This is a genomic window from Pseudomonas sp. TWR1-1-4 (assembly GCF_049897165.1).
GTDB classification, from domain to species: domain Bacteria; phylum Pseudomonadota; class Gammaproteobacteria; order Pseudomonadales; family Pseudomonadaceae; genus Aquipseudomonas; species Aquipseudomonas canadensis.
On the sequence record NZ_JAFCVS010000008.1, the window covers coordinates 395,141 to 411,039 of the forward strand.

General features: G+C 61.2%; 13 protein-coding genes and 2 pseudogenes. 9 read left to right on the forward strand and 6 right to left on the reverse strand.

Annotated elements, in window-relative coordinates; genetic code table 11:
• Positions 1–83: 83 nt before the first annotated feature.
• The gene (locus ACP7C6_RS26365) at positions 84–1,403 is read right to left on the reverse strand and encodes a Na+/H+ antiporter family protein (protein ID WP_163002114.1); all 1,320 of its coding nucleotides are present in this window, start codon (positions 1,401–1,403) and stop codon (positions 84–86) included.
• Positions 1,404–1,902: 499 nt separating this feature from the next.
• On the opposite strand from ACP7C6_RS26365, the pseudogene ACP7C6_RS26370 reads away from it, so the two are divergent.
• Both ACP7C6_RS26370 and ACP7C6_RS26375 read left to right on the forward strand, forming a co-directional pair.
• A pseudogene (locus ACP7C6_RS26370) lies at positions 1,903–2,973 on the forward strand (HAMP domain-containing protein); the annotation flags it as partial.
• Positions 2,974–3,243: 270 nt separating this feature from the next.
• Positions 3,244–3,831: pseudogene (locus ACP7C6_RS26375) on the forward strand (methyl-accepting chemotaxis protein); the annotation flags it as partial.
• 25 nt (positions 3,832–3,856) lie between these two features.
• On the opposite strand, the gene ACP7C6_RS26380 reads toward ACP7C6_RS26375, so the two are convergent.
• The 4 genes from ACP7C6_RS26380 to ACP7C6_RS26395 are packed head-to-tail and all read right to left on the reverse strand — an operon-like array spanning position 3,857 to position 6,454.
• Positions 3,857–5,176, reverse strand: a complete 1,320-nt coding sequence (locus ACP7C6_RS26380) for a sensor histidine kinase (protein WP_068931753.1) — start codon at positions 5,174–5,176, stop codon at positions 3,857–3,859.
• Positions 5,173–5,841 (reverse strand): response regulator transcription factor, encoded by a 669-nt coding sequence (locus ACP7C6_RS26385; protein ID WP_028619570.1) that lies wholly within the window; start codon positions 5,839–5,841, stop codon positions 5,173–5,175. Before ACP7C6_RS26385 ends, ACP7C6_RS26380 begins: the two co-directional genes overlap by 4 nt.
• Positions 5,841–6,152 (reverse strand): PepSY domain-containing protein, encoded by a 312-nt coding sequence (locus tag ACP7C6_RS26390; RefSeq protein WP_028619569.1) that lies wholly within the window; start codon positions 6,150–6,152, stop codon positions 5,841–5,843. The genes ACP7C6_RS26385 and ACP7C6_RS26390 overlap by 1 nt, the downstream gene beginning before the upstream one ends.
• Entirely contained in the window at positions 6,152–6,454 is a 303-nt protein-coding gene (locus ACP7C6_RS26395; protein WP_028619568.1) for a PepSY domain-containing protein, read from the reverse strand. Before ACP7C6_RS26395 ends, ACP7C6_RS26390 begins: the two co-directional genes overlap by 1 nt.
• 157 nt (positions 6,455–6,611) lie before the next feature.
• Between ACP7C6_RS26395 and ACP7C6_RS26400 the strand changes: the two genes are divergently transcribed.
• The 7 genes from ACP7C6_RS26400 (at position 6,612) to codA (ending at position 13,728) form a co-directional block, all read left to right on the forward strand.
• Positions 6,612–7,691, forward strand: coding sequence for a patatin-like phospholipase family protein (locus ACP7C6_RS26400; RefSeq protein ID WP_426109451.1), 1,080 nt, complete (start codon positions 6,612–6,614; stop codon positions 7,689–7,691).
• A 589-nt stretch (positions 7,692–8,280) separates the two neighbouring features.
• Positions 8,281–8,637, forward strand: a complete 357-nt coding sequence (gene queD, locus ACP7C6_RS26405) for a 6-carboxytetrahydropterin synthase QueD (RefSeq protein WP_003190259.1) — start codon at positions 8,281–8,283, stop codon at positions 8,635–8,637.
• Between the two features lie 92 nt (positions 8,638–8,729).
• The gene (locus ACP7C6_RS26410; protein ID WP_426109452.1) at positions 8,730–9,176 is read left to right on the forward strand and encodes a GNAT family N-acetyltransferase; all 447 of its coding nucleotides are present in this window, start codon (positions 8,730–8,732) and stop codon (positions 9,174–9,176) included.
• 3 nt (positions 9,177–9,179) lie between these two features.
• Positions 9,180–9,803 (forward strand): NUDIX hydrolase, encoded by a 624-nt coding sequence (locus tag ACP7C6_RS26415; protein ID WP_028619564.1) that lies wholly within the window; start codon positions 9,180–9,182, stop codon positions 9,801–9,803.
• 191 nt (positions 9,804–9,994) lie between these two features.
• Entirely contained in the window at positions 9,995–11,263 is a 1,269-nt protein-coding gene (gene codB / locus ACP7C6_RS26420; RefSeq protein ID WP_028619563.1) for a cytosine permease, read from the forward strand.
• Complete coding sequence (locus ACP7C6_RS26425; protein WP_426109453.1) at positions 11,260–12,465, forward strand: PucR family transcriptional regulator; 1,206 nt, start codon at positions 11,260–11,262, stop codon at positions 12,463–12,465. Before codB ends, ACP7C6_RS26425 begins: the two co-directional genes overlap by 4 nt.
• Before the next feature lie 27 nt (positions 12,466–12,492).
• Entirely contained in the window at positions 12,493–13,728 is a 1,236-nt protein-coding gene (gene codA / locus ACP7C6_RS26430; protein ID WP_305384539.1) for a cytosine deaminase, read from the forward strand.
• Between the two features lie 9 nt (positions 13,729–13,737).
• Here the strand turns inward: codA and ACP7C6_RS26435 are convergent, their stop codons facing one another.
• A complete protein-coding gene (locus ACP7C6_RS26435; protein WP_426109454.1) occupies positions 13,738–15,888 on the reverse strand; it encodes a lipase family protein in 2,151 nt (716 codons plus the stop codon).
• Positions 15,889–15,899: the final 11 nt, after the last annotated feature.

The window sequence follows — 15,899 nt, forward strand, 5'->3', positions numbered from 1 at the left end:
ATACCTGTAGAAGCCGGCTTGCCGGCGATAGCGGTCTCGCGGACGCCATCGCCGGCAAGCCGGCTCCTACAGGTTGGGGGGTGTCAGAGGGTCATGGCGGCCAGCCAGCCGAACGCCAGCAACGGAATGTTGTAGTGCAGAAACGTCGGCACCACCGTGTCCCAGATATGGTGGTGCTGACCGTCGACATTCAGGCCGGAGGTCGGACCGAGGGTGGAATCCGAAGCGGGCGAACCGGCATCACCCAGTGCACCGGCCGTGCCGACGATGCACACGATGGCCACCGGGCTGAAGCCCAGTTGCACGCACAGCGGCACAAAGATCGCGGCCAGGATCGGCACCGTGGAAAACGACGAACCGATGCCCATGGTCACCAGCAGGCCCACCAGCAACATCAACAACGCGCCGACACCACGGTTGTGGCCGATGAATGCCGCCGAAGTTTCCACCAGCGAGCGCACGTCGCCGGTGGCCTTGAGTACTTCGGCAAAGCCTGACGAGGCGATCATGATGAAGCCGATCATCGCCATCATCTTCATGCCTTCGGTGAACAGGTCGTCGGTATCGCGCCAGCGCACGATGCCCGACACCGAGAAGATCAGGAAGCCGGCCAGGGCGCCGATGATCATCGAGTCCAGCCACAGTTGGATAATGAACGCCGAGGCAATCGCCAGGCCGGCCACCAGCAGGGTCAGCGGGTTGTATTGCACCGCCACCTGCTCGACCCGCTCGATTTTTTCCAGGTCGTACACGCGCTTCTTGCGGTAACTGATAAACACCGCCACCAGCAGGCCCACCACCATGCCCAGCGCCGGCAAACTCATGGCGTGGGTAACGTTGACCTGGCTGATGTCCACACCGCTCTTGGCCACGTTGGCCAGCAGGATTTGGTTGAGGAAGATATTGCCAAAGCCCACCGGCAAGAACATGTAGGGCGTGATCAGGCCGAAGGTCATCACGCAGGCGATCAGGCGGCGGTCCAGTTGCAGCTTGGTCAGCACGTACAACAAGGGCGGCACCAGCAGCGGAATAAACGCGATATGAATCGGCAGGATGTTCTGCGACGCAATCGCCACCACCCACAACAGGCCGATTAGCAGCCATTTGACATGGCTACCGCCGTTGGCTTCCTGGCGGTCCACCAGCAGCAGCGCCTTGTCAGCCAAGGCGTGGGCCAGGCCGGATTTGGCAATCGCCACGGCGAAAGCGCCGAGCAAGGCGTAGGACAATGCCACGGTTGCACCACCGCCCAAGCCGCCGTTGAAGGCCTTGAGCGTGGCGTCGATGCCCAGGCCACCGGTCAAGCCACCCACCAGGGCGCCGACGATGATGGCGATGACCACATGCACGCGGGACAAACTGAGCACCAGCATGGTGCCGACCGCGGCAATGACTGCGTTAATCATGGTTACCTCAAGCAGAAAAACTTAAAAAACAGGCATGCCCGCGCCCAGGCGGCCATAGGGTGGCAGCCAGCGTGCAGGCTTGAAGGAGGTCTTATTAGAGGGCGCGCACTTTGCAGCAGGCGGACGCTCATGTCAAAAACCTGTGGTGAGCGAGCAAGCTCGCTCACCACAGAAACGCCCTCTTCACAAAAGCAGGTTTAAATTGACTGTTTGAATAAAGAAAACTCCAAAACCGCCGATATAGAGCCTCTATGTGTTTTCAGGTAAGGATGTACCGATGTCGCTTAGACAGCTCTCCATTCAATGGAAAATCACCCTGCTCGCCGGCCTCTGCCTGCTGGGAATCGTGACCCTGCTGGTGGGTCTGTCGTTGTATCGCATGGAGCAGAGTTCGCAGCAGGTCAAGGCATCCAGCATGCAGATGCTGGATGAGGCCGCCCAGGCGCGCATCGAGGCCCAAGGCGAAGTGCAGGCATTGGGCATTCGTCGCCAATTCATGGACGCCTATCAATACGGCCATGGTTTTTCCCGCCAGGTGCTGTTCTTGCGTGAGCAGGCCGAAAAGCGCTTTCTCGACGCTTTCGACACCCGTGAAGACCTGACCCGCCAGGTCAAGGCTGCGTTGCAGGCCAACCCGGATTTGCTCGGTCTGTCCCTGGTGTTCGAAGCCAACGCCCTGGACGGCAAGGATGAGCTGTTCGCCGGCCAGGCCGAGTTGGGCAGTAACGACAAAGGCCGCTTCGCCCTCTACTGGTCGCAGCCTACACCCGGCAAGCTAGAGTCGATGGCGCTGCCGGAAAGCGACATGTCCGACACCAGCGTCGGTCCCAGCGGTGAAAAGGCTAACGCCTGGTTCACCTGCCCACGCACCACGCTCAAGCCGTGCGTGATCGAACCGTATTTCTACAGAATCAACGGGCAAAACGTGCTGATGACCAGCATCGTCTTCCCGTTGATGGTCAACGGCAAAGTCATCGCCTCGCTGTCAGTGGACATCAACCTCAACAGCCTGCAGGCCGTGAGCCAACAGGCCAGCCACAAGCTGTACGACGGCCAGACCCAGGTGAGCATCCTCAGCCCCACCGGGTTGCTCGCCGGCTACAGCCCGGACGCGAGTAAACTCAGCCAACGCTTGGACCAGGTCGATACCGCCAACGGTGCGCAACTGATCGGCGCCCTGGCCAGCAGCACGCAAATCCGTAGCCTGCGGACTGACCACCAACTGAAGGTACTGGCACCGTTCGCGCCAATCCCGGACGGCAAGTCCTGGGGCGTGTTGCTCGATGTGCCGGAGAAAGTCCTGGTCGGCCCTGCTGAAGCGCTGAAAGCACAGATGGACGCCGATAACACCCGTGGCACCTTGCTGGAACTGGGCCTGGGCCTGCTGGCTGCGGTGGTCGGCTTGATCCTGGTGTGGTTGATGGCACGCAGCGTGACCCGCCCGATCCTCGGCGTGGCCCGCATGCTGGAAGACATCGCCAGCGGTGAAGGCGACCTCACCCGCCGCCTGGCCTACGACAAACAGGACGAGCTGGGCCAGTTGGCCGGCTGGTTCAATCGCTTCCTCGACAAGCTGCAACCGATCATTGCCGAGGTAAAACGCTCGGTGCAGGACGCCCGTGGCACTGCGGATCAATCCGCTGCGATTGCCACTGAAACCAGCGCCGGCATGGAACAGCAATACCGCCAGGTCGACCAGGTGGCCACCGCGTCCCATGAGATGAGTGCCACGGCCCAAGACGTGGCGCGCAGCGCTGCCCAGGCGGCACAAGCCGCCCGCGACGCCGACCAGGCCACCCGTGATGGCTTGAAGGTGATCGACCACACCACGCGTAATATCGGGGAATTGGCGGCGGACATGAGCACGGCCATGACCCAGGTCGAAGGCCTGGCCGCCAATAGCGAAAAAATCGGTTCGGTGCTCGAAGTGATTCGCGGCATTGCCGAGCAGACCAACTTGCTAGCCCTTAACGCCGCCATCGAAGCCGCCCGCGCCGGTGAGGCCGGCCGTGGCTTTGCGGTGGTGGCGGACGAAGTGCGCAACCTGGCGCAACGCACCCAGGAATCGGTTGAAGAAACCCGCGTGGTCATCGAGCACCTGCAAAGCGGCACCGAAGAGGTGGTCGGCGCCATGGGCAACAGCTATCGCCAGGCCCAGGGCAGTGTCGAGCAGGTTGGGCAAGCCGTGACGGCCTTGCGCCAGATTGGCGACGCCGTGACGGTGATCAGCGACATGAACCTGCAAATCGCCAGCGCCGCCGAAGAACAAAGCGCCGTGGCCGAGGAGATCAACAGCAATGTGGCGACGATTCGCGATGTGACTGAGTCGCTGTCGGAACAGGCGAATGAATCGGCAAGGGTGAGCCAGGCGCTGAACAGCCTGGCGAATCAGCAGCAGGGGTTGATGGATCAGTTCAGGGTCTGATCAGACCCTTGTCGAAGCGACAGGCTTATCCCTGACGCTTCGGCAATTCGATCAGCACTTTCAACCCGCCCAACTCGCTTTCCTGCAACTGCAACACCCCGCCCCACACCTCAACGATGTCCCGCACGATCCCCAACCCCAGGCCATGGCCATCGATCTGTTCATCCAGGCGCGTGCCTCGACTGAACACCTGGTCGCGTTGGGTTTCAGGAATACCGGGACCATCATCTTCCACCGCCAACCGGTAGCTGTGCTCAGCCTCGGTGACGGTCAAGCGCACCTCGGCATCCGCCCATTTGCAGGCGTTATCCAGGAGATTGCCGAGCAGCTCCAACAGGTCTTCACGGTCCCAAGGCAGTTGCAGGCCCGACGCAGCGTGGTAGCTCAGGTCCAGGTGTTCACCGTGGATCATGTTGAGGGTGGCGAGCAGACCGGGCAGTTCTTTTTCGCAATCAAACAGCGCGCCCGGCAGGGTTTCCCCAGCCAGGCGTGCACGGTTGAGCTCACGGTTGAGGCGTTGTTGCACCTGCTCCAACTGATCGCGCAACAGCTTGCTCAGTTCGGGACGATCCTTCAGCGCCTCGCTCGATGCGGCGCTCAACAGTACCGCCAGCGGAGTCTTGAGGGCATGGCCGAGGTTGCCCAAGGCATTGCGTGAACGCTTGAGGCTGTCTTCGGTGTGCGCCAGCAGGTGGTTGATCTGCGCCACCAACGGCTCCAGTTCCAGCGGCACCTGGGTGTCGAGCTGTGAACGCTGGCCCTGTTGCAGTTGGGCGATCTGGTTGCGTGCGGTTTCCAGCGGACGCAAGGCCCGACGCACGGTCACCCGTTGCAGGATCAGCACCAGTAGCAGCGCCGCCAGCCCGAGCACCAGACCGATCTGACGCATGAGACGGAAGCTTTCCCGCACCGGGGTGTAGTCCTGGGCCACGCTGATGGAAATCGACTGGCCGAAGCGTTTGTAGTCCGAACGCAGCACCAGCAGTTGCTGGCCTTCCGGCCCTAGTTGCAGATTGCCCTTGATCCCGGCTTCGGGCAGGCGCGGCAGTTCCTGATCCCACAGCGAGCGCGAGCGCCAGTGGGTATCGGCAAAGTCGATGCGGAAGTAATGCCCGGAAAACGGACGCTGGTAGGCTGGCGACAGGCGTTGTTCATCCAGCTGAACGCCGTTCGGTCCACGCACCAGCGCCACCAACAGGTTTTCGGCGTCGTTGCGCAAGCCGGCCTCCAGGTAACGCTGCAAACCGGCTTCAAACAACCACAAGCTGGTTTGTGCCAGCACCACGCCGACGATCACCATCACACTGATCAGCCCCAGGCTCAGGCGTCGTTGGATGGACTTCATGCAGGGCTGGCGCCAAACCGGTAACCCTGGCCGCGCCGGGTTTCGATCACGCTGCGGCCCAATTTGCGGCGCAGGTGGTTGACGTGAACTTCCAGCACATTGGAGTCGCGCTCGGTCTCACCGTCGTACAAATGTTCGGCCAAGTGGCTTTTGGACAGGATCTGTTCGGGGTGCAGCATGAAGTAGCGCAACAGGCGAAACTCGGCGGCGGTCAGTTGGATCTCCGCGCCATCGCGCAGCACGCACTGACGGCCTTCGTCCAGGTGCAGGCCAGCCGCTTGCAGGGTGGGTTGGTTGGCCTGGCCATGGGAGCGGCGCAACAGCGCCTGAATGCGCAGGTGCAGTTCCTCGGGGTGAAAGGGTTTGCTCAGGTAATCATCGGCGCCCGCCTTGAGTCCTTCGATGCGCTCAGCCCAGGAGTCGCGGGCGGTAAGCACCAGGACCGGCGTGGTCAGCGCAGCAGCGCGCCATTGCGCCAGCACCTCAAGGCCTGGCAGGCCCGGCAGGCCGAGGTCAAGAATGATCAGGTCGTAGGGCTCGCTTCGGCCCTGGTACACCGCATCACGCCCGTCCGCCAGCCAGTCGACGGCATAACCCTGGCGTTGCAGGCCGGCCAGCAGTTCATCGACCAGAGGCACGTTGTCTTCTACCAACAGCAGGCGCATCAGTCTTCCTCGTCTTTGATCAGCACACCGGTGCTGGCGTCCAGCTTGATCTCGCGCACCACGCCTTCGGTGGTCACCAGCTCCACTTCATAGGCATATTGGCCGTGTTTCTTTTCCAGCTCAGCCTCCAGCAGGCGTGAGCCGGGGTAGCGCGCCATGGCCTGCTGCAACAGTTGCTCCAGCGGCAGGATCACCCCCTGCTGACGCAGCGCCAAGGCCTCATCCTGATTGAGGTCGCGGGCCGCCAGGCTGGAGCAGAATGCCATGAGCACCAGCGCGACACGACTGCTGGCGCATAGATTTACCTTCATTACGTATCCTGATGATTCTTGAGAACCCGCCCGGTGAGCGCGTCCAATTCAACGTCCCATTCGATGCCATGGGCATCTTCCAATTCGACCTCGTAGACGTACTTGCCGTAGGCCTCGTCCAGGTCGGTGTCCAGCAGTGTCGAACCGGGGTGCAGGGCCAGGGCCGTGGCTTCCAGTTGATCGAAGGCGACAATAGTAACAGTGGCCGGCACTTTCAGTGGCTTGTCGGGGTCCACGGCTTGGGCCTGGGTCGCCGTGAGGGCGATGATACCGGCAGCAAACAGCGCGGTGAGGCGCTTCATGATAAGTCTCCGTTACAGGATGTTTTCCTACGCCGGTCACCGTACGCGCTGCAACTTAACTGAAACTGAATTGCCACCATGGCAATTCCCTGCAAGGCCTTTTCACACATTCCGCGAGATTTTCTATAATGCCCCGCTCGCTCGAACAGAGACCGGTATGACAGCCATCCACATCAAGTTTCCCGCGCTGACGCTCAAGGCCGGCAAACGCGCCTTTGCCCGCATTCGCGAGCAAGGCCTCACGCCGGCCGACGTCGGCATCCTGCCCGGCGCAGCCGGCGGCCCCAAGGCACTGGGTATCCAGGGATTGGACCTGGCGCTGTTCGGCGACTGGTTACCCCGCTCGCCACGGGAGCGGGCATTGGTCGGTGCATCCATCGGCTCCTGGCGGTTTGCCAGCGCGTGCCTGCCCGACCCGGTGCAAGGCCTGCTGGACCTCGGTCGCCTGTACAATGAGCAACGCTTTGCCAAAGGCGTGACCATGGCCGAGGTCAGCCAGAGTTGCCAGCGCATGCTCGACGACCTGCTGGCCGGCCGCGATGCACGGGTGCTGGACAACCCGGACTACCGCCTCAATATCATGGTGGTCAAGAGTCATGGCCTGCTTGCCGATGACCACCGTGGACGCCTCGGGCTGGGCCTGTCGTCGGTGATCGCCGACAACCTGCGAGGCCGCGCGCGGCTGTCGCGGCATTTCGAACGCCTGATCATCCACGACCCGCGCCAGGCGCCGCCCGTGCATCCGTTAAAGGACTTCCCTTCACGCTTCCTGCCCCTGGCACTGGGCAACCTGCGCCAGGCACTGCTGGCGTCGGGCTCGATCCCCATGGTCATGCAAGGCGTGCGCGACCTGCCGGGCGCCGGTGCCGGTACCTACCGCGATGGCGGCCTGCTAGACTATCACCTTGATCTGCCCTACCACGGCGACGATATCGTGCTGTACCCGCACTTCACCGATAGGGTCATCCCCGGCTGGTTCGACAAGGGCCTGCCGTGGCGACGCAGCAACCCGCAGGGTTTGCAGGATGTGTTGCTGCTGGCGCCGTCCAAGGATTACCTCGCCCGCCTGCCCCACGGCAAACTGCCGGATCGCAGCGACTTCAAGCGTTTCATGGGCGATGACCCAAGCCGCAACAAGTACTGGCAGACTGCGATGAGCGAGAGTCAGCGGCTGGGAGACGAGTTCCTGGCATTGGCCGATAACGGCCAATTGGGCGAGCGCCTACAGCCCCTGTAGCCGCCACCTCCCCACTAACCACGATGCGAAGCGAGCCGCTCGTGATCTAGCTTTTGATCTTGATCTCGCTTTTGATCTCAGGCGCCCCGTCAAACACGCTGGCCGGAATTCGACAGGGATTTGGGGGGTAAACCGGCAGGGATGCCGGTTTAGCCGCCCCGCGCCATGGATGGCGCGTGGCGGCGGCCCCCCAAATACCTGTCGGATTACGGGCACACCGAGCCTAAGCGAGGTGCCGAGTGTTGGGGCAAGAGCCTTTTGCTTACTTTTGGGCTTTTCAAAAGTGAGCCGCCGTAAGGGCGGAACCCATAGCAGCCGTTACCTGAATAACGGATGTACCCGATCAGATCCAACATCCAGGTCGGCTGTCAGGCCGCTTTCGCAGGCAAGCCAGCTCCCACATTTTTGGACCGCGGAGTGACAGTTAGAGTGTGGTCGGCTGTCAAACCGCCAGCGGCAGCAAGCCCCCTCGCCACCTGCCATCAACATTTCACCCGCAAGCCGCCCCCTACAGAGGGACGGTATGCGCAGCAACGAATCAAGCTGTTAAACTCGCCGCCTGCCAGACATCGACCGAGCTGAAAACACTGTGGAAATCTTCAAAGAATTTACCTTCGAATCCGCCCACCGCCTGCCCCACGTACCGGAAGGCCACAAATGCGGGCGCCTGCATGGGCATTCGTTCAAGGTGGCGATCCACCTGAGCGGCGACCTGGACCCCCATACCGGCTGGATTCGCGACTTCTCGGAGATCAAGGCGATTTTCAAGCCGCTCTATGAACGTCTCGACCACAACTACCTCAATGACATCCCAGGCCTGGAAAACCCCACCAGCGAAGTGCTGGCCAAGTGGATCTGGAATGAATTGAAACCCCTGCTGCCTGAGCTCAGTGCGATTCGTATCCACGAGACCTGCACCAGCGGTTGCATCTATCGCGGCGAATAAGCCGGCGCGATGAAAAAACCACCCTTTCGGTGGTTTTTTTGTGCCTGGCTCCCTTACAGTCATGGCTCCCTACCCACAAGGAGCCCGCTGCAATGATGCGCCCCGCAACGAGTCATGATGTTGCTGCTATCGAGGCTATCGTCCAGGCAGCCTACGCGCCATACATCGAACGGATCGGCCGCAAGCCCGGGCCGATGCTGGAGGATTATCACCAGCAAGTGGAAGCCGGCGGCGTGCATGTGCTGGAGCATGCCGGGCGGGTCCGGGGGTTTATTGTCCTGCGGGACACAGACGGCGCGCTGTTGCTGGATAACCTCGCCGTCTCCCCGGACGCCCAGGGCCTGGGCTTCGGGCGGTTGCTGATGGATTTCGCCGAACAACAGGCGCTCGGCGCTAACTTCGCCGCCATCCGCCTGTACACCAACGAAGCCATGAACGAGAACATCACGCTGTACATCCGTCGGGGCTATGTCGAGACCCACCGGGCCGAAGAACATGGCCTGCGGCGTGTGTACATGACCAAGCAACTCCGGGAGTAACCCATGGAAAACACTTGGCTGGCCCAGGCCAAACGCTTGCAGGCGTTGGCGTCCACCGGGCTGCACTTTTGCACCGATGATTTCGAGCGCGAGCGCCTGGAAGAAATCGCCGAGATTGCCCACAACATGCTCGCGCAATTGGGCAATGTGCCCTTGGAGCGCATCACCGGGTTGGTCACGGATTTTGCCAAACGCTACTCGACGCCGATGATCGACGTGCGCGGGGCGGTCATCCAAGGCGAGCGGATTCTGCTGGTTCGTGAATTGACCGATGGCTGCTGGGCGTTACCGGGCGGTTATGCGGATATCGGTTTGTCGGCGGCGGAAAACATCGTCAAGGAGATTCGCGAGGAAGCCGGGCTGACGGTAACGGCGCGGGCCCTGTACAGCGTGACGCACAAGGCCAAGGGTCTGTATCGACCGGATGTGCGCGACTTCTACAAACTGTACTTCCTGTGTGAACCGGTGGATCAGTCGGCACCGATGGCGGGGTTCGAGACCACCGAAGTGGGCTTTTTCCGTCTGGACGAGCTGCCACCGCTGTCACGGGGGCGCACTATTGAAAGTGATCTGGAGGCCGCATTCGCCTTCCACCGTGGCGAGACCACCCAGACGCTGTTCGACTGATCCAATTTGTATCACTGCTGCACCGCTTTCGCGCCCAATTGGGCACGGCGAACATTCCTGCCTGCGTTGTCCCCCTGTTTAGCTATAAATACTGTGCACGGTGCACAGCACCCGTCGTGCGCTCGTCACTGCTGCCGGTTTGGCACGCGCGGTGCAATAGGCCTGCGTCACTCATTCAGGGAGCAAAGCACATGACGCAGCAAGAACCGGGCAACGATTACCCACTCAGCGAAGTCCCGATGCATGCGCGCAAAGGCCTGGCGTCTACCGCCATGGTGCTGCTGGGCTTTACCTTTTTTACCGCGACCATGTTTGCTGGCGGCAAGCTGGGGGTGGCGTTCAGCTTTACCGAGATGCTCGGCGTCGTGGCCCTGGGTAACCTGCTGCTGGGTATCTACGCCGCAGGCCTGGGTTACATCGCCTTCAAGAGCGGGCTGAATTCGGTGTTGATGGGGCGCTTCTGCTTTGGCGAAGTGGGCAGCAAGCTCAGTGACTTGATCCTCGGCTTCACCCAGATCGGCTGGTATGCCTGGGGCACCGCCACGGCCGCCGTGGTGCTGGGCAAGTATTTCGAACTGAACCAGGGCAGCGTGCTGGCGTTGATGGTGCTGTTCGGCCTGGTGTTCTGCGCCACGGCGTACGTTGGTTATCGCGGGCTGGAGATTCTGTCCTACATCGCAGTACCGGCGATGGGCATCCTGTTGTTTCTGTCGATGTGGGTGGCCACGGCCAAAGTCGGCGGGCTGGATGGGCTATTGGCGGTGGTGCCGACCGGTGAACTGGACTTGTCCACGGCGATCACCCTGGTGTTCGGCACCTTTGTCAGCGGTGCGACCCAGGCCACCAACTGGACACGTTTTTCGCGCTCGGCCAGGGTGGCGGTGCTGGCCAGCCTGATCGGTTTCTTTATCGGTAACGGCTTGATGGTGCTGATCGGCGCCTACGGTGCCATCGTCTATCAACAACCGGATGTGGTCGAAGTGTTGCTGCTGCAAGGTTTTGCCATGGCAGCAATGGCCATGTTGCTGCTCAACATCTGGAGCACCCAAGACAACACCATCTACAACTTCGCGGTGGCCGGCTGCAATCTGCTGCGCACCCAGCGTCGCAAGACCGTGACACTGGCAGGCGCGGTGATCGGCACGCTGCTGGCGTTGCTCGGCATGTACGACATGCTGGTGCCGTACTTGATTCTGCTGGGCACGGTGATCCCGCCAATTGGCGGGGTGATCATGGCGGACTTCTTCTATCGCTATCGCGGCCAGTACCCGCGCTTGGCAGATGCGCGTCTGCCGGCATTCAACTGGCCGGGGCTGGTGGCCTATGGGATGGGTACCGTGCTGGCGTTCAACTCGCCTTGGGTCGCACCGTTGGTGGGTATCGTCGCCGCGTCGTTGACCTACATCGTGCTTACCGCCGTACTACGCGTGCGTGCGCCTTTGGTTGACGTCCAGGCATGAGCCTGACTATTGCCGACGTGCTGGCGTTGCCGGGCCTCGAACCCATGCGCCTGCGCGCCGGCGCGGCCGGCCTGGATAATGCCGTGCGTTGGCCGTATGTGGCGGAAAACAGCGGGATCGCCGAATGGGTATTGGGCGGCGAACTGGTGTTCGTGACCGGGATCAATCACCCACGCGACGAGGCCAACCTGCTGCAACTACTAGAGGAAGCCTGCGAACGTCAGGTGGCCGGACTGGTGGTCCTGACGGGGCCCGCATATATCCAGGCGATTCCCCCGCGTTTGCTCGACGCCGCCGAAGCCGCGGGCATGCCGCTGATCGAACAGCCTTACTCACTGAAAATGGTGTTGGTGACCCAGGCCATTGGTTCAGCACTGATCCAGTCCGAGCAGATGGGGCGCTCGCGGCATGATGTAATGGAGCGATTGCTGACAGGCGATTACCAATCCCTGGATCTTTTGTTGCACCGGGCCTCACAACTGGGCATGGCAGTGGCCGGGCATTGGCAGGTGGTTCAATTGCAACTGGAAGGCAGTGAGTTGCTCTTTGCCCAAGGTGATGCGGCTTCTGTGGAGGCGCAGCTGGCTCGCCAACATGACAGAATCAGCCGTCGATTGCGTCAACTCTCGGCCGGTTTGCCGGTATTGGGCCGTGCCGGGCAATGGACGATGCTGCTCCCTGCTCCGGATGCTGTCGCAGCATTGGCTAACCGCCAGCAATTGGCCAACTGGCTCAAGCCGCTGAACCTGCGCCTGGCACCACTCAAACTGTTTATCGGCCTGAGCGCCGCCGCTCACCCACCGGCACACCTGGCCCAGGCGCAGGATGAAGCCCGCCAGGCGCTGGCCGCTGCGCGACGCTTCAGCGAGCGCGCCGGGTTGTGCGTGTACGACGAACTGGGCGTACTCAAGTTGCTCAGCGGCGTACGTGATCGCGCCCTGCTCGACCAGTTCCTCAATGAGCGCCTGGGCCCGCTACTGCGCCATGACCTGCACCATGGCCCCAGCCTGATGCCCACCCTGGAAGCCTGGTTTCACGAGAATGGTAACCTTGTGGCCGCCGCTCAGCGGCTGGCCGTGCACCGCAACACCCTGACGCACCGCGTCCAGCGCATCGAAGCCCTGTGCGGCCTGACGCTGGATAATGCTTATGATCGCCTGGACATCGGCATCGCGCTGATGATCTGGCGGCTGTCTGCCTGATTGTTTTTAGCCAAGAGGAACTTGCCCATGCACATCATCAACGCCCGCCTGCGCAACCGTGAAGGCCTGCATGATCTGCACCTGGAACATGGCCGGATCGCCAGTATCACGCGGCAATCGGGGACACCGACTGCGGCGGCCGACGACCTGGACGCCGCCGGCAACCTGGTAATTCCCCCCTTTGTCGAACCGCATATCCACCTCGACGCCACCCTGACGGCCGGCGAACCGCGCTGGAACATGAGCGGTACCCTGTTCGAAGGCATCGAGTGCTGGGGTGAGCGTAAAGCTACCATCACCCAGGAAGACACCAAGACCCGCGCCAAAAAGACAATCCAGGCCCTCGCTGCCCACGGGATCCAGCATGTGCGTACCCACGTCGACGTCACCGACCCGGACCTCACGGCGCTAAAGGCCATGTTGGAAGTGCGCCAGGAAAGCACACACCTGATCGACCTGCAGATCGTCGCTTTCCCCCAGGAAGGCATCGAGTCTTATCGCAATGGCCGCGAGTTGATGGAAGAAGCCATCCGCCTGGGCGCCGACGTGATCGGGGGTATCCCGCACTTTGAATACACCCGCGACCAGGGCGTGAGTTCGGTGAAGTTCCTCATGGACCTGGCTGAACGTACCGGCTGCCTGGTGGACGTACACTGCGACGAAACCGACGACCCGCACTCACGCTTTCTCGAAGTGCTGGCCGAAGAAGCCCGCAGCCGCGACATGGGTGCCCGCGTCACTGCCAGCCACACCACGGCCATGGGTTCCTACGACAACGCTTACTGCGCCAAGCTCTTCCGCCTGCTGGGGCACTCGGGAATCAGCTTCGTCTCTTGCCCAACCGAGAGTATCCACCTGCAAGGCCGCTTCGACAGCTTCCCGAAACGTCGCGGCGTCACCCGGGTCAATGAGCTGCTGGAGGCCGGCATGAACGTGTGTTTCGGCCAAGACTCCATCGTCGATCCCTGGTATCCCCTGGGCAACGGCAACATCCTGCGGGTACTGGAAGCGGGTTTGCACATTTGCCACATGCTCGGCTACCGCAACCTGCAAACCGCCCTGGACCTGGTCACTGACAACAGCGCCAAGGCGATGGCCCTCGGTGACCGCTACGGCCTGGAGCCCGGACGGCCAGCCAACGTGTTGATCCTTTCGGCGGACAGCGACTACGAGGTCATCCGCAGCCAAGGCTTGCCGCTTTACTCGATTCGCAACGGCAAGGTGTTGATGAAGCGCCAGCCGGCGCAGGTTGAGTTTGCGTGAACGCCTGGCTCAGACGATCGAATCGATATCCAGTGTTTGCGCCCTCCCCCATTCGTGATGAAGCACAGGAGGAATGCGGGCGACCTGCGACAGCTCATGGTTTTCACGGTGGCTGAACCAGCGCTTGAGGCTGGGTTGCAAGTGGGCGCTATGGGCTTGACTGCCGTAGACATCACGGGCCTCCAGGCGTCGCCAGCGCAGGGTCGCAAGGCGCTCTCGACTGATGTGCAAGCGGTCTATTTCGGTATTCAGAGCTTCGCTGTGTTCATAACTTCGGTCGTTGGCAGGCCTTAGACGCGCCAGTTCCCGGCGCTTGTTGCGCAGTTGCTGGCGCATGGTCTCAAGCGCCAGGTCGAGTAACTCGAACTCTCTTGGTGTGATCAGCGGGCCGTTGTTTTCCTGGGTTTGTTGCCAGCGACGCAGCGTCGCCCAGGCCGCCGGAATGTAGCTGGCGGTCATGAAGTGCTGGTTGGCCTGGAACAGCTGTTTCAGCAAGTTATCCCGCTCGGGCATGTCGCCATGGAGTTGCAAGGCTCGGTTGCAACCGGCCTCCTGGATGGACTCACAACCGGGCTTCCACAACACCGAAGACTGCGTGCCGTCCGGCAACATGATCGGCATGAAATGGTGTTGTTCGCCGTGGTGTCGGTAAGGGTTTCCACCCAAACGCACCAAACCGGCGGCGAACAACAGGCCGCCCGGCGCAGGGGCGCTGAACAGTGTGATGGCGCCAGGGATCCAGAGTTTGGCGGTGGTGTTCATCCACGGTGCCGGCACGCTGGGGACCGGGTCGTTGTGATTGACGATGCGGTGGTGGACCAGGGTTGAAGCGCCCTCAGTGAACTCGGCGTCGGCGGCGCGGGGGGCGCCGTAGGTGTAGAGGAGGATGTTGTAGTTGCCCTCGGGCGCTCGGCGTAAGCCTTCCGCCAGGAGCAGCGCGATTGCGCCGCCCAGGCTGTGGCCGCAGATGATAATTCGTTGGCCGGTGTGGAATTGGTCGAGGTAGCGCAGCACGAAATTGCGCATTGCGCAGTGCGCTTGGTAGAAGCCTTCATGTGCCTTGCCGACACCTTCCACAAAAGCTACCTGATGGGCGTTTGCATCACGCATCCCATCTGCGGCGCTGGCGGTGCCACGCACCGCGATCAGGATTACCTCATCGTGATGGGTGATAAACGCCTGGGTATCCGTACCAAATTTGTCATCATCGAAGAAATGCAGATTCGCCGGATGCTCCTGTTTCTCCCCCAGCTTGGGTTGGTTTTGTGGATACAGTTCAGGATCGAAGGGAAGGATCTCAAAGCGCTGGGAGTAAGGGACCTCTTCGTAAAGGGGGTAAAAACGCTGCACTTGTTCTGCATCGAAACGCCACGCCTCGTGGAAACCCGAAAGCTGTTCGGCGAACAGATGTCCGACGCTGGGATCAAGGGGGAACCGCACTTGGTCCTGGGGTTTTTTAGGTGGCTCTTGGCCGAAGTTGCAATAACTCAAGGTGGCCATCAATGCCAACTGATAAAGGTTCAAGGCGCAGAAACCGTCTTCGATTGAAAGCATCGGACGGAAGGCTCGCAGTGGCCGGACCTCCAAAGCAGTGTGGTTGTTGGGAAACAACACGATTCCTGCCAAGTTTGATTGGGGCGGTCCAAACCCCAAGTCGCCCATCATTTTTAATGCGTGCCGCTGGGGTTGATGACTCCGCTGCGCAATCGGTGGCAAGTGGGCGACATGACGGACCAAATCGCGCACTTCGACCTGATAGAACCGGTTGGCCTTTTGCTGAGCAGGATTACTTTCGAGGCGCCGCCCATCAGAGGCGGCAAACCGCGTCTGTTCAGCCCGAGCCTGAAGCTCGGTGATAGGGAGCTTGTAGGTGGAGCGCACCATCAGCCATTGGTATGTCTGCTCTGCGCCGGAATACAGATCATCAAAAACAAGTACCACGGGCCCACAATATATATCTTGCAGCTTGGCAAACCCTTCTCCATTGAGCCTGCCTTTGTATTGCTGCCCTGCACTATCGTAGACAGTATAAGGCAGGCCACCGTATGCCGTTCCCGCGCCCAGTTCATCGACCAGGCAAAAGCTCACCCAATGCCCGCGCAATGAACAGGCCGGCTTGCTATCACTGAAAAAAGACTGCTTCCTTGCATCCAGCTTCATGGCCTTGCTCC